This is a genomic window from Kushneria konosiri, assembly GCF_002155145.1.
GTDB classification, from domain to species: Bacteria; Pseudomonadota; Gammaproteobacteria; order Pseudomonadales; family Halomonadaceae; genus Kushneria; species Kushneria konosiri.
In genome coordinates, this window is sequence record NZ_CP021323.1 from 16683 (window position 1) to 30873 (window position 14191).

General features: G+C 58.3%; 17 protein-coding genes. 2 read left to right on the forward strand and 15 right to left on the reverse strand.

From position 1 onward, the window contains the following. Positions 1-23: 23 nt before the first annotated feature. Positions 24-644 (reverse strand): anthranilate synthase component II, encoded by a 621-nt coding sequence (locus B9G99_RS00065; RefSeq protein WP_086620197.1) that lies wholly within the window; start codon positions 642-644, stop codon positions 24-26. Positions 645-956: 312 nt separating this feature from the next. Here B9G99_RS00065 and B9G99_RS00070 point away from each other — a divergent pair, with 312 nt between their 5' ends. After that, positions 957-1229: a hypothetical protein gene (locus B9G99_RS00070; protein ID WP_086620198.1), complete on the forward strand. Its 273-nt coding sequence runs from the start codon at positions 957-959 to the stop codon at positions 1227-1229. Positions 1230-1389: 160 nt separating this feature from the next. Next, entirely contained in the window at positions 1390-2478 is a 1089-nt protein-coding gene (locus B9G99_RS00075; protein WP_158521401.1) for an acyltransferase family protein, read from the forward strand. Between the two features lie 42 nt (positions 2479-2520). Here the strand turns inward: B9G99_RS00075 and B9G99_RS00080 are convergent, their stop codons facing one another. The 14 genes from B9G99_RS00080 to B9G99_RS00145 form a co-directional block, all read right to left on the reverse strand. Next, on the reverse strand, positions 2521-4029 hold the full coding sequence (locus tag B9G99_RS00080) for a sialidase family protein (RefSeq protein ID WP_086620200.1): 1509 nt from the start codon (positions 4027-4029) through the stop codon (positions 2521-2523). After that, the gene (locus B9G99_RS00085; RefSeq protein ID WP_086620201.1) at positions 4022-4819 is read right to left on the reverse strand and encodes a hypothetical protein; all 798 of its coding nucleotides are present in this window, start codon (positions 4817-4819) and stop codon (positions 4022-4024) included. Before B9G99_RS00085 ends, B9G99_RS00080 begins: the two co-directional genes overlap by 8 nt. A gap of 61 nt (positions 4820-4880) precedes the next feature. Then, positions 4881-7604, reverse strand: coding sequence for a host specificity factor TipJ family phage tail protein (locus tag B9G99_RS00090; protein ID WP_086620202.1), 2724 nt, complete (start codon positions 7602-7604; stop codon positions 4881-4883). After that, positions 7561-7992 carry a hypothetical protein gene (locus B9G99_RS00095; protein ID WP_086620203.1) on the reverse strand — a complete coding sequence of 144 codons (432 nt, stop codon included), beginning with the start codon at positions 7990-7992 and terminating at the stop codon, positions 7561-7563. The genes B9G99_RS00090 and B9G99_RS00095 overlap by 44 nt, the downstream gene beginning before the upstream one ends. A gap of 9 nt (positions 7993-8001) precedes the next feature. Further along, positions 8002-8496: a DUF1833 family protein gene (locus tag B9G99_RS00100; protein WP_086620204.1), complete on the reverse strand. Its 495-nt coding sequence runs from the start codon at positions 8494-8496 to the stop codon at positions 8002-8004. Next, on the reverse strand, positions 8486-8983 hold the full coding sequence (locus tag B9G99_RS00105; protein WP_086620205.1) for a hypothetical protein: 498 nt from the start codon (positions 8981-8983) through the stop codon (positions 8486-8488). The genes B9G99_RS00100 and B9G99_RS00105 overlap by 11 nt, the downstream gene beginning before the upstream one ends. Beyond that, entirely contained in the window at positions 8983-11445 is a 2463-nt protein-coding gene (locus tag B9G99_RS00110) for a hypothetical protein (RefSeq protein ID WP_086620206.1), read from the reverse strand. The genes B9G99_RS00105 and B9G99_RS00110 overlap by 1 nt, the downstream gene beginning before the upstream one ends. A gap of 12 nt (positions 11446-11457) precedes the next feature. Further along, positions 11458-11721, reverse strand: coding sequence for a phage tail assembly protein T (locus B9G99_RS00115; protein WP_086620207.1), 264 nt, complete (start codon positions 11719-11721; stop codon positions 11458-11460). Between the two features lie 32 nt (positions 11722-11753). Beyond that, positions 11754-12113: a phage tail assembly chaperone family protein, TAC gene (locus B9G99_RS00120; RefSeq protein WP_086620208.1), complete on the reverse strand. Its 360-nt coding sequence runs from the start codon at positions 12111-12113 to the stop codon at positions 11754-11756. After that, positions 12110-12613 carry a phage tail tube protein gene (locus B9G99_RS00125; protein ID WP_086620209.1) on the reverse strand — a complete coding sequence of 168 codons (504 nt, stop codon included), beginning with the start codon at positions 12611-12613 and terminating at the stop codon, positions 12110-12112. Before B9G99_RS00125 ends, B9G99_RS00120 begins: the two co-directional genes overlap by 4 nt. A 74-nt stretch (positions 12614-12687) precedes the next feature. Next, positions 12688-13053, reverse strand: a complete 366-nt coding sequence (gene gp17 / locus B9G99_RS00130; protein WP_086620210.1) for a tail completion protein gp17 — start codon at positions 13051-13053, stop codon at positions 12688-12690. Next, positions 13053-13541, reverse strand: coding sequence for an HK97-gp10 family putative phage morphogenesis protein (locus B9G99_RS00135; RefSeq protein ID WP_086620211.1), 489 nt, complete (start codon positions 13539-13541; stop codon positions 13053-13055). Before B9G99_RS00135 ends, gp17 begins: the two co-directional genes overlap by 1 nt. Then, positions 13534-13866 (reverse strand): phage head closure protein, encoded by a 333-nt coding sequence (locus B9G99_RS00140; protein ID WP_086620212.1) that lies wholly within the window; start codon positions 13864-13866, stop codon positions 13534-13536. Before B9G99_RS00140 ends, B9G99_RS00135 begins: the two co-directional genes overlap by 8 nt. A gap of 8 nt (positions 13867-13874) precedes the next feature. Continuing rightward, entirely contained in the window at positions 13875-14141 is a 267-nt protein-coding gene (locus tag B9G99_RS00145; RefSeq protein WP_148663889.1) for a hypothetical protein, read from the reverse strand. Between the last annotated feature and the right edge of the window lie 50 nt (positions 14142-14191).

Sequence of the window (14191 nt, forward strand, 5' to 3'; positions counted from 1 at the left end):
TAAAGGGATGACATGCTGACCGTTCAGGCTTCGGCTGTCGTCCCCTGCAGGACATCGCGCGGCGAACGCTTGAGGAAGTTGGCCAGAAGCTCATGCCCCTGACGCGACAGGATGGATTCCGGGTGAAAGAGCACGCCTTCCATATCCAGCGTTCGGTGACGAATCCCCATCACGATACCGGGGGTGACATCATCGCTGACGGTCGTGGCCGTGATCTCGAAACAGTCGGGCAGTGTCTCACGCTCGAGAATCAGCGAATGATAGCGCGTGACTTCCAGCGGATTTTCAAGCCCTTCAAAGGCGCCCTGACCGTCATGATCCACCATGGAGGTCTTGCCATGCATCACCATTGGCGCCCGAACGACCTGGCCTCCATAGGCCTGGCCGATGGCCTGAAAACCCAGACAGATACCAAAGATGGGCACCCGACCGGCAAAGTGACGAATCAGTTCCAGCGAGATACCGGCCTCGCTGGGGCTGCAGGGCCCGGGAGAAATCATTAGATGGGTAAAGTCGCGCTGTTCGATCTCCTCGATCGTCAACGTGTCGTTGCGAACGGTCTCGACCTCGGCCCCCAGCTCGCCCAGATACTGGACGATGTTGAAGGTAAAGCTGTCGTAATTGTCGATCATCAATACTTTCATGGCTTGCTAGCCCCGTAATTGCTGGCTTCGGTGTCCGATAGCCATGATTTTTACCCAGCATTTTACCCAGATCGATACTCAGTGCTGAGCAAACAGGAGTTTCGAAGCGGTCCCGATAATAGCAGACGCGTCAGGCAATTAGGATACGACTCAGCGCGGCGCCCTGAGAAGGCCTCAAGGAACATTCGCGGCTGCCGATACACCATTGCGCACGGGACATGCGCATTCCTTGATTGCTTGATTGATTGCATTGCCCGGCCCCCTCGTGCCGGGCTTTTTTCTATGCTGGGGGAAAGGCCTCGAGGATTGCCAATGCCCTCACCCACCTACCGATCAAATGCAGAACGTTGGGCAGCCGACGCATCGACCAAGATGCCAGGCGAACTGATCCTCATCGGGAAGCGTCTGATTGACCAGACCGAGCTTGACACGAAGCATCGCGATTATCGGCTTCGAGACATCCTCGGGCGTAACTGGTGGGCAAACATGATCAGGATGGGTAGCCGCAACCCGGGACGCACCGAGCAGCTTTGGCGGCATCTGATCGAACGGCGCTGCATGCCGCCGTGGATCAAAAAAAGATAATCCCTCGCCCAGTGAGTTTCGCGCTGATGCAAAACCCATTCAATCGCACCGAGCTCGGAGTGGAGACGCCACCATTCAGCATGGAATGAATTAGCCAACAGTGGCATTATGCCGATTCGATCATTTGGCAAGTTAATTATAACCATATATGGGAATGCTAATGGGGCGCGTACATTCTATTGACTATCTGCGCGGGATAATGGCGCTGTCGGTATTGATATACCATTACCTCAGCTGGACATTAGGCGTCCCAGATAGCTCAACTGTAATAGGTAGGTTGGGGGTCTATGCCGTATCCACGTTTTACGTTATAAGCGGAATATCTCTATATATCGTCTATAGGCAAGAAGCATGGACACCAGCAAACCTTCTGAGGTTTGCGGTAAAGCGTTACTTCAGGATCGCACCGCTTTTTATTCTTGCCGCCTCACTTACTGTCTTGATGGCCAGCATCCTTCATGGTGTTTTCAATCCGGACTGGCCGGCATACTTTGCGAATGCTTCTTTGACATTCGGGTTCTATGACCCGCGCGGCTATATACCTGGTGGCGGCTGGTCGATTGGCAATGAGATTGTCTTCTATGTGATGTTCCCTGCCCTGATTTTTTTCACGCGCAACACGGTCACGTTTGCGCTATCAATGCTGACTCTTTTTGGCATATACCTGTACTTTGCTTTTTACGTGCTCACTCCAGAAGCTTCCCTCGCGGCGCAATGGCTGACGTACATTAACCCCCTGAATCAAGCATTCCTCTTCGGCATGGGTGTGGCGATCGGAAAGCTTGCGACCAACATGAGGCATGCTTCAAAGAAAGGAATGGCCGTATTGCTTGCCATTGCCGTTGGGGCTTTTGCATTCTTCCCTGCGAGCGGAAATCAAATAAACATTGTCTCTGGCTTTAACAGAATCCTATTTACAGCCTTTTGTGGGCTGGTGTGCTTTTCATTAACGATGATGAGGATGGGCGGTGATAACATCGTAGAAAGGGTATTGAACTTCTTTGGGGATATATCTTACTCGCTATATCTTCTCCATATTGTCGTCGCCAAGTTCTTCCGTTCTTTTATCCTGCCTGAGTTTCCTGACTTGGGCCCGCATGGCAAGCTTGCGGTGCTGGTACTGGTTGCGGCCCCATTTACCGTGCTGATTTCGTTCTTGGTTTATACGTATATCGAAAAGCCCGTGATCCGAATGGCAAAACGTATCACCAAAAGCAGAAAAACATACAGAGCGGAAAAAGCTGCTTGAAGATGCAATGCAGCCCTGATCAAGCTCAAGGCTGCATTGCCATCAGGTTTTTGAAAATCTGATGTTGTCGAGAGACACGTACGCCACGTCTGATGCAACAATAACTGAGACAGCGCCGCCCGCATGAACGTCAACTCGGGCAGCGCCGCCTTGACACCATGTAGAAAACATTGTCCGCACCAGCGGCCGAAACCCCTCAGGCAGAACAGTTACGGCCTGAGAGGCCGAAGAACCTACAGGACCACCTTTAACCACACCGCGAAGCTCTACCAGATCCCCATTGATACGGTATCCCGGGGTTTTCTGGAAAGCTCCATCCGTGTTTATTGTCCATCCATTGGACGGGGTGAAATCGACCCATCCACCAGTAAGATGCCCAATGTCTGGGATGCGAACCTCTGTTAGAACAGGGTATGCGAGAGAGGATGACGGCTCGGTAAACGCATTCATAAGTACGCGGTTGCCGTAAACCACCTGAGTTTGGTAGCCAAGCCTGACCTGCAGCTTAATGATCTGCTTTCTTAATGACCACGCCTTTCCAGAGATCAGATCGCGCAAGCCAATATGTCGCATCATGACATAGCCGTCGGTGCGGTCTCCGTAGAAAAGCAAGATGACAGGTTCGCCTTGGGCATTAACCACATACGAGCTGGAAGGCGACACCAGCGTGTGTGTCGAATCACCATCCGGGCTGGAGAGGTATCCAGAATCCGACCATGTAACGCCAGAGTTGGTGGAGCGCCATACCCTGAGGTTCCCGCCAGACCCTCCAGCCACGCGCGAAATGGCAACAGCTTGCCCGCCGCCCAGATACTGCACAGTGGTCTCGTTGTAATAATTCGAGCCGCTGTAGATGACCGGCCCCTCTTGCCAAGAATCGCCGTTATCATCCGATACGATCAGTTTTAGCTGATAGTTACCGGAGAGGTCTTTGCAATAAGCGGTGATTGCGGCTCTGCCCTCAAACATCACCAACTTGCCCCAGATGAACTTGTACTCAAAGCCATCCAGGGGAATACGCTGTCGCTCGACCCACGTGCCGCCGTCATCATCAGATGACAGAATTACAACTCTATTGTATCCGGAGTCGCTGACATTTCGGACGAGGCTGCCAAGAATGATTCTGCCGCTGGGTAGAGTGCCCCCTGCAGGATCTCTGTAGTCAAGATCGCTATCAGCCAACACCACTCCTGCATCTGTCCAAGTTCCGTCTTTTTTCAGTGTCCGAAAAACGGCTTTACCTGCATCAGTCGCGTGTGTAGTACCGCGCCGATAAATTAGATATGGGGCCCCCGCGAGCGTCTTGTCCATGATGCCGAAGTGGTCATACATACCTTCGTTAAGCTCGGCCTGATTGACATAGAACTTTGCTTTTGACTGGTCAGAAATGCTGGCCGCCTCTTTCTTGGTAAGAAGATCATCGCGTCTTTTCGCATAATCGGAAGCATCCTGTACCGCCTGTGGGATTTCCTCGACAAGAACTCTCGTGCCGGAACTATTGAGAATCTCGTCGATGCCGACCGCACCATATTTTGCGTTTGCTTCAGCCATTGGTATTGAACTCCGTTCCAGCGGTAACAGTGATGATCGTGCCTTCAGGCACTTCAGCGACCACGCCCTCCTCTATGTAAATAACCGGCCCAATCAGAAGGCCATTGCTATTTCGGGGCCAAATTGGCGCTTCGGATATGGTCTTGCTGTGAAAGATGCCAGGCTGGTCGGAATACAAGGCGCCTCGCTGTTTGTAGACGAGCGTGTCGCCCTCCTGACGATTGCGGGTATTGCGGCCGTAGTGCTCTTCGTCACGGAAGATTTCGACGACTTGCCCTTCTTCCAAGTTCGCTGCCAAGGCGTCGGCGCGAGTGTCAAAAAAGAGCACATTGCCGGAGGCTTCAGAAGTGATGCGCGACTCTTTTGCAAAAGCCTCTGAACGCCCAGCTGAGAGGCCCGCCTGATAGGCGTCCTGCTCGGTGGCCAGCGCTGCCCGCTCCGCCCGATCGCGCGCCGCCAGCGCGGCTTCAAATAGCTTGATCGAGGGATAGCGTTTGACTTCTTCGGCCTGGCCGTTGACGACCTGATACAGGATGACGAACTCCTGCTCGATCTCGGACAGCACCGAGAAGAAGGCGCCCTCGCCCGTGGCCGACAGCCCTGCCGCCAGATCGTCATGCAGTGCAAAATTGGGCATGTAGCTGGCGACCAGCTTTGCCAATGACGGCCGGCTCTTGCCGTCAAGCGTGGCGTCCATCTCAGGCCCGCCCAGTATCACCTCATCCCAGAACCTGACCTGCTCGCCCAGCCGGTTCGTATACGTCGTGATGTTGCCGGTATTCGTAGCCATATTTTCTCCTGCCGTAAAAAAACCGCCCGTAGGCGGTCGTGATGTTCATCGTGCGAAGGGATCAGGCGGTGGCCGGCGGCTCGGCGTCGTCATAGGCGTAGACCTCCGGCGCGTAGTTCACGCCGTCCACCTTGACGCTATCCATACCCGAAGGGCTGGCGCTCATCACCAGCACCGGGAATGACCACGTCTCGAGCGTGCCGAACTGCACGATGGTCGGCTCCATCTGATCCTCTATGGTGACTGGATCGAACTTTGGATTCGCGCATAGCAGCATGTGAGGATCATCGGTCTGTTCTGCCTTTAGTGGCCCGGCCGTGGTGCCATCAGACCGGCGCAGGGAGACCACATGGGCCTCACCTTCCTGCCAACGTAAAGGCTCGGTAAGCATCAGGCGCATACGCCCATCGTCCTCACGCGACCAATCCAGCACCAGTGCGCTCTGGCTGTAGCCGGGCACATCATCGGATACCGGGCAGTAGGACAGGTAGCGACTGTTAAGCGCGTCCATCTCGGTCTCCCAGCTGTACTGGAAGCGCTGATATTTGATGCGCATCAGCTCTCGCATACCCAGTCGCCATGCCCGGGTTTCATCCGTTATTCCCTCGACCTTGAGCTTTTTGGTCTTGCGCTTTTCGGATCCCGGCAACGCGCACATCACCGTGGTTTTCTGCCATGTGATGGCCGATGTGAACTCGACCTCGACCGAATCATGGTCGTCATCACTCGGCGCCGAATACTGGCGAGTCAGCGGGCCGGTCATGTTCTGCGGGCTGTATTGATGGTCCCAGACCTCACGCGGGCCATCGCGCACTGGCAGCACCTGCCCATGCTGGATGGTGAAGTCGGCATAGCCTGGCGTCAGCGCTAGCTTGAGGGCTTCTTTCACCGTGGTCTCGTCCTCGATGGTGCAGTCCAGCGTGTCACCGCGTTGGCGCCACAACACGTCGAGCCGGTCCAGCGCATCAAGGTCGATCTCGGGGTCCGTGTATCCGCGTGACTTCAGGATGTAGGCCACGAACGGTGCAATGTCACGGGTGGGCTCAGCGGCCTGCCAGACGCCGTTACGGCGTACAGGCAGAACTCGTGTGCCGATGGCAGAGATCAGATTCTCGGACTGGCTTGCGAGCTTCTGGCCGCCCTTGAGCGTGATGGCAATCGTGGTAACGCCTTCATATCGATCGGGCGATTCAATTCGAGAGCGTAGGCCGTACCACTGCACGTCATCCTGTATCTGTGTATCGGTACTTTTCTCACCGATGCGGCGCATTCGCACTTCGGGCCGCATGGCATAGGGCAGATTGATGCGCTGGGTAAATCCCAGCTGATCGAGAGTCGTATCCCTGAAGGTGCGCTTGATGGACGTCCATGCCCCACGGTCGGCGATGTCACGCCACTGGATCTCGACCTGCACCGAGTATTCGCGCAGGTCGCCATCATCATCAATCTCCGCCAGCCCGCCGGGGAACATGACATCCCACTCGATGGCATTGGTCTTGGCGCCGTAGGGGCTGGCCACGAATGCGCCAGCCCAGTCGCCCTCTACTGTCGATGCATCCAGTACCACTGTCGTGTCACGGCTGGTCTGTGCATCAAAGCCCGGCCAGTCCTGGTCAGATTCGCCGGCATCGTTGAGACGTGACACGGTGATCTGCTGGCTGGATGCCGACACGATCGAGTACTTGAAACCAGGAAAACCAAAGGCACTGCGTTTCGAACCGTTGGCCAGATAGCGGGCCGGCTGTCCTTTGGTGTTGTTGAGCGTGATACGCCCGGGCTGACCGTCTTCGTGCGAGTAGCTGGCAACCACATAGGTGCCGGCATTATCGCCCGCCAGCTCGACCGGCATACCCTCATACGGGTCCAGTGCGGTGAAGTCGCCCTCGATGATGTCAGCGGCATCGCCACCGTCGATCACGATGACATCCTGCGGAACGCGAATGATGGCAATCATGCCGGACTGCCAGCCATCCGGAAACGAACCGGCATCGTTCGGAATGGTCACCAAAGACCCGCTCAGCACGTAGGCACTGGCCGAAGGGTTTCGGCTTACCGAGTAAGTGGTGGCCAGCTCGACACCAGCGGTACCGGTAGACGTGCCGCCAACCTCCGGCGCGTCATGCCAATGGATCCGCGCGGGATGATCGATGAATTCACCCGGGCCGAATATCTGGTATTCGCCACCCGATCCCAGCGAAATGATGGGCGTGTCACCCACATAGAGATCCTCGGGGTCGATCAGGTGCTGGCCCTTGCCGAAACACAACAGCATTTCTGTGCGCTGCTCGCGCTTTGATTCAAACCAGCGACGCGGTGGATTCAGGTAATCCGGGTACCGGCGCATGCGGCCGGCGATTTCCGGCAGCACCGCGCCCAGCTTGGGCTTGTTGCCCTTGGCGTTGGCGCCGTAGAGCTCCTGCCCCTTGCCCGGTGAGTTGTAGTCGTTGCCGCCGATGCTGGGCGTATTCACGAACAGCTTGAACACGCTGTTGATGACGCCGGAGATGATCGAACCGATGGCCTCAAACGCACCGCCCTTGGGCTCGATCACGATCTTCACGCAGTCGTCACCGGTAATGCGCGTGTGCTCCCAGGCCATCGGCGGAATCAGACATCCATTCAACGTGATGCTGATGGGCGGTTGTTGACCGGCAGCCAGAAACCGATCTCGGCCTTCTTCGTAACCGTGCACCTCCGCCAGCAACCACTGCTCAAGCGTCACGTCATCGGCATAGTGCGTTTCAGCCGGGCGCCCTTCCAGGCTCGATGGGTAGATCTCGATCACGGTAGTACCTCACCCGGGTGTATTGACGTTCAAATTCAGGGATGCGCATCCAGCGCGGCCCGCCCGGTCGCGTCTCGAGCACGGCCAGATCACCCTCGATCTCGACAACGACAGCGACATGCAGGCAGAGCCGACCGCGATACACTGCGGCGATGGCACCCGGGAATGGCGCGCATTCCTGCATCAGCTCCCGCTGCTGATCGTGCGCAGCGGTCAGTGACTCCTTGTCCATCGCATGAATGCCGCCGAAGGATGGCAGCAGCGGCAGCCCGTAAAGCCGGTGGCGCACCTCGCGCACCAGTGACCAGCAATCGTGGGCCGGGCGACCGCGCACGAGCTCGCCGCGCCCGCAGTCACGATAGACCGAGGTCAGGTAGTCATTGAGCATGGGGAGCGCCTACAGGTAGATGAGACCGGGAGAGAATTGCGAGGTATAACGCTCACGCGGCCAGGCGGTGCCAATCATGTCGTTATAGCTGGCCGTTATTTTTGCCATGCCGCCCTGCATGGCCACGTCCTTGACGATCATATGCATAGGCAGCTCGGCTGGCTCTTCCAGATTGGTCGAGAGATAAAGGCGGTACGTCATCCGCACCGGGTAGCCGGCCTTGTGGGTCTGGTCGATGATGCGTGACACCTCGCCCATAACGTTGACCAGGCCAAACTGGATGGCCTGCTGCCCGCTGCTGTCATGTTTCGGCAGCGCGATCTCGATGCCGCAGGCCTCGAACGTAGCCCGCTCACCATCCGGCAGGGTGACGGTCACGTCTTCAAAGCCCTGAACCACTCGGATGCGTTCGTCGAAACCGTCGCTGTAAAAGTCCAGTGTCGGCAGCAGTACCTGGCCGGACGGCGCCGAGGCATACACCACGCTGAGCAGATTACTGGCCATCGGTGGCCCCCTGTTCCCAGTAGCGGGTGTAATAGAGGCGGGACACGTCCTCGAGACGCTCGACAGCGGTGATAAAGTCGCCGCCGGCGATGATCTCGATCGTCTCGGTTTCGGTCAGCGTCGGACGCTCGAACACTTCCAGATCCGCCGAGTAGCGCCAATATTTGCCACCGGTCAGCGTCGGGCCATCGTAGATGTCGGTGAAACGTGCGCGATACTGCTTGATGCCTTGCGGCGTCCTGATCGGCAGCATTCCCCAGTCAGCGCCATCGGTGAGACCGAACCGGTACCAGCCTTCAAATAACGCGGCTTCCGGCTCGGTCATCAACCATGACACTGTGACCATGGACGGCGTTGAAGTGAAGCGCTGGCGCTGCCGGGCGCGCCCGGAATCCATATCGGTGCGCATCAGGGGTGATGTGTGCTTGAAGCCATACCCCTCCTGCAGCGGCAGGGGCAGCGTGGCGGGATATTCTGCAAGTGCCATTATGCCCCCTGGGCCTTGAGTCCAAACTTCGTTTTGATGGCCTTCGACCGCGGACCATCGCCCATGATGTCCGCCACGAACACATCCACCTCGGTTGATCCATCAGCACCGGTGCGCTGGCGCCTCTCACCTGCCCGGCTGCTGTCCTCGATCATGTTGATCGTGACACCGCTGCCGCCGCCGGCCTGATTGCGTTGCACGTCATCCAGCGTTTTATCCAGCTTCGCACTGGTTTCTGAGGTGGTAACTCGCTCTCCCTTCTGGAGAAACCATGAGCCGGTTTCCGGGATTGAGTCGATACCATCGTGCGCCATGCCGCTAAGGCTGGCAGATTGCACCGAAGAGATCTGCGCGGTCTGGTACGCCAGAGCGGCGCCGGCCGCCGCAACACCAAGCGCCGGACCAACGAACGGGATGCCCGCCATGGCGGCGTAGGCATCTGATGCAGTCTTCGGCGCATTCATGATGACCTTGGCCAGCGCATAGGCTTTCTCGAGCGCAAACGCGGCGCGGTACTCGGCGGACTGCTCACCGAAAAACGTCTTGGTGATGTCAGACATGTTGCCGAAGAACTCTTCGCCGGCGGCCATGCGCGCCACCTGCCGGGCCCGCTCAATGTCTTCGAGCTTGGCTTCGTGCTCTTCCTTTAGTGCGCGCTCCTGGTCATCCCACTGTGCGTTGAGGTCAGCACGTTCGGAGCGGAACTCGTCCAGCATTTCAAGCTGGGTCGAGTACCACTCTTCCAGCTTTTCCTGGGCGTCATCAACTTTATCAAGCTCGCCCAGCGGGCCGCCTACGGTGGCATCCAGCCCCTGATATTCAGGCGCATCAGAAAAGGCAGCGCCGGCAATACGGGACGCCACGTCGGCATATTCCTGCTGCGAAAGCGTCATCGCATCCAGCACCGCCAGCCTCTCCCGCAGCTGTGCCGTGCGCTTTTCTTCGTCAGTTTGCAGAGCGCCCAGCAGCTGCTGGTAATCCTGAGTTGCCTGCTCCTGCTGCTTGAATGCCGAGACGGTTTCCAGTGCGGCACGGGCCTGTGCCAGCTGCGCATCGGTGGCGCCTTCCAGCGCCAGCTTGTAGAGCTGGGTTTCATCGGCGGTCATGCCGACCGTCTGAGCCTGCAGGTCGAGCGCATCAAGTTGCGATTGGATGGCATCAGCCGCTTTTTGCGCGGCTTCAGCAGCATCATGATCGATCGGGCCTGACCCGGTACCGGTGGCGATGCGGACAGGCAGATCGACACCCTCGTCCATCTTGTCCTGCACTCTGCCCAAGTATCTCTGAACGATCGTGCTCGGCGGCTCGCGACTGGAGATGTCATCAAGATTTTGCTGGAGCTCATCCAGCTCCACGCGAGCATCGGCTGCTTGTTTCTGAATGCCGGCGAAGAATTCCGACTCTCTGAAACTTCCCAGCAGCTCTACGTCATCGACACCCGGTATAGCATTGATACCGCGGATGATGTTGTTGATGCCGTTGATGGCCGTCTGGATGAAGTAATCCATCGACTCATAGCCGGACTGCGCAAACTCGGCCACGGCCAGATCCATGGAAGCCATGGCCACCTGAAACTGGGCATCAACCTTCTGGAATTCGTAGAAGCCATCCAGCAGCGGGCCCAGCGCAGCTACTGCGTTGTGCAGCGCACCGGGCAGTGCTTCGCGCAGACCATCGGCGCCATTGGAAGCATCAACAATGTAATCCGCCAGCACGCTCAAATACGGTGCCAGCTCGGCGGCCAGCAGGTTGCTCATCGAGCTGAAGATTGATGTTAGCCGGTTGAACTGATCGCGGAATTCATTCAGCCGGGCGATGTCCATTTCAGACAGCACGATGCCCAGACTGTCCGCCTCGGCGGCCATCTCAGCGAAACCGGCGCCGCCATCTCGAAGCAGCGGTATCAAAGCCGTGGCCTCGTCGGCCACCGACTCCATATAAAACGTCATCTCGGCCTGTGACAGATTTGCTGCCTGCAAGCCGTCATAAAACTTCTGCAGGGCCTGGGGCCCTGAAAGATTACGGAACTGCTCAGCGGTCACGCCGATGCGCGGGGCGATCTTCTCGAAGAAGTCGGCCATTTCCCCGCCGCCAGTATTGAGGAAGTCACCAACGCGGTCGTTGGTGTCCTTCAAAATATCTGCCAACTTGTCCTGCTCGACGCCTACCGTATTCGACGCATACGCCAGCCGCTGAAACTCCTCGACCGAGGTGTTCGCCAATGCGGCCTGATTGGTCAGCGTTTTGGCGCTTTCAGCAGCATGATTGGTGAACGCAACAATGGCGGCGCCGGCACCGGCAACCGCAGTGCCTGCGCCGACGATGGAAGCCGTGGCGGCCTTCACGCTGCTGGCGATGGCCGTCATCTTTACCTTGGTATGCCGCTGCGCCTGATCCAGCGGGCCGGTAAAGCCGCCAATGCGAGCCACCAGATCCAGCGTTAATTGTCCGAGGCTCGCCATTGACTGTCTCCGTTAACGCCAGGCATCCATGGCCTGCTCCAGCGATATTGCCGGTTCTGATTCATGCGGCATGAAGTCGTACAGCTTCACGGGCTCCGCATCCTTCTTTTTATGCGCGTTGGTGTAGAGCGCGGCCAGCAGCGCCGAGGCGCGCTCTATGCGCATGCCGGTATGCAGCGTGCCGCGCTTCTGCCGATAGGCCACCCAGCTCAGAAACTCCGGGTAGCTGATGTTGCGCTGGGCCTCTTCTATCGTGCGGCCGCCGATACCGCACATGACCAGCTCGTGCCATATCTCGTCCGTGACGGTCAGCTCTTCGGCGTCTGGCGCTTTCCCAGGCCGGACACATCGCCGATGACACGCAACAGCTCCATCGTCAGGCCATGATTGAGCGGGCCGCGCTCCGGGTCCGCCTCACCTGTGATGTCTCCGGCTTCAAAGATCGGCTTGCCGTCTTCATCACAGATGCAGTATGCAATTCGGGCAGCACCGGCATCGCCGCCAGCGCGCAGCGAACTGATGTCAGACATCGCGGTGTGATACGACAGCGGGCGAACGTGCACGGTGGCCGTGTGCGTTTCATCGCCCTGCTTCCACTCAATGTCGCGCTCTACCAGGGCGCCACTGAAGGCGCCCATCTCCTTGAGATTGTCGAGAGTCAGTTTCATGCGCCGCTACCCGCGTCAGCTGCTGCGGTTGCCTTCGGGATCCATGCAGACCCGCCAGAACGCTGGATGGTTGCGGCGGTGGCCACGACCGAGTTGCTCTGAAAGTCGAACGGGAAGTCCGAGACATAGCCCTCGAACACGAACCACGTTCGCGTGCTGGGCAGTTCGAAGTCAGTGCCTTCGGCATTGACGGTCGGCGCTTCGGTACCGTCAGACCAACCGACTGCCCACTTCACATCTTCGATCGTGCGGCTTTCTGACAGCTCGTGCAGACGAATGTGGCTCGCATACTGCGGGTCAGCGTTGACGCCCAGCGATGCCTGCCCGGGAGTTCGCAGGCCGCGCTTATAGGTGCGGTCCTGATCCTCAAGACAGGTGGTCTCGATCTGATCCGCCGGGGCACCCGCCGGGTTGAACGATGTGGCGCACTCGACCGTGACGACCTGACCGGTTTCGGGATCGAGAAAATAAACGTTGGTACCCTGGGCCAATACAGCCATGGTGTTCTCCTATGCCCCGGCGGGGCGTTCTTGGGGCGTAAAAAAACCCGCCGCAGCGGGGTCTTCTGGGAAAGTCAGCGTGGCGTCAGCCAGTCGACATCAAAACTGATGTGGTAATTGCGGGTGTCGGGGTCTCTGTCCTGCCCGCCCCAGCGCGTGACGTGCGCTCGAAGCTCGACGGCATCGCGTACCGCCCGGGCCGCATCAACAACGCTATTGGCATCGGGGCCGTAAACGTCGACCTGTAGGCCGAAGCCATCGATGTCAGGACGACCGGCCAGATAGTTCTCCGGCGATCCGCTGATCACACGCCAGACGGCGTAAGGATGCGCGACATCCTGCGGCGCTTCGCCGAACGGATAGAAGCGCACCGGGGAGGCACCCAGTACGGCAGTGGCAGCAGGTGCACTGGCGACGGCTCTGAATATCGGTGGGTACATCAGCCGCCTCCGTTCTGCTTTCTGGCCCGCTTCAGCGCGCGGTCAATCGCCTTTGAATACTGCTCGACGAACTCGTTCGTGGCCGGCTGAAGGTTTTCGGCCAGTGCAGGCCGTAGGAACGGAACCGCTGGCATCTTCTCGGTGCCCAGCTCCAGCAGGCGCCAGTGTGGCGTTTCTCCGCCGACACCGGTATCGGGGTTCCCCTTTCGCAGCTTGCCGCCACCGAGAACACCAACTCTGAAATGCAGGTCACCGGTCTGCTTAAACGTTTTGCCACTCCAGCGCACGGCGACGTTATCGGCGATCTTTCGACCCGTCTCAGGGTCATCCAGGCGCGATGCATTTTCCCTTGCTTGCTCGGCCACCAGCTGGGCCGCCTTGCGCAGTGCGAAGCGGCCGCCCTTGTACTTGATGTCCCGAGTGACGCCCTCGAGCTTGGCGTTCAGCGAGTTGACGCCCTCGATTTCAAAGCTGATGGAGTCAGCCATCGTTGACGCCTCCAGACACCGGCATGGTCAGGTACTGCCGTCCGGTGCGCGGATCAGGCAGCACACCCTCGATGTTGTAGATCAGGCCGCGGTGCAGTATCCGCATTTTCGGATCAAGCCCGGTGCGGTACCGGATGGTGATGCGCGCGGTTATTTCGGCCTGCTCGCCCCGGGAGGCGATGAACTCACGCACGCTGAGCGGTTCGACGTTGGCCCAGACGGTGACCAGATCGGCCCAGCCCTCGATCATCGCGCCAGTGTTGGGATCCTGCTCAGCCGATCGGCGCTGAATAGTGATGCGGTGACGCAGTGTGCCGGCGCGCATGATTTACCTCACAGCTCTCGGGGCGGTGGCTTTTCAGATAGAGATCGCATGGATGGTGGATCAGGCTGATAACCGCCGTTATGTCGTGGCGTGCCATCCAGATAACGAGCCGGCGGAGTGTCATCGCCAGTGCCTTCATCCGCCAGCGCTTCAACCATCTGCAGGTTGATCTCTGCCATCCGGTTGATCGCCGCTGTCTGCTCCTGAACTGCTGCGGTCTGTTCCCGAATGGCGTTCAGAATCATTTTCTGGAAACGTTCGCTTGATGCGGTCACGGGCAATACCCCTCCATTTATTGAGCCAGGCTCGGCGGCGCTCACACCCC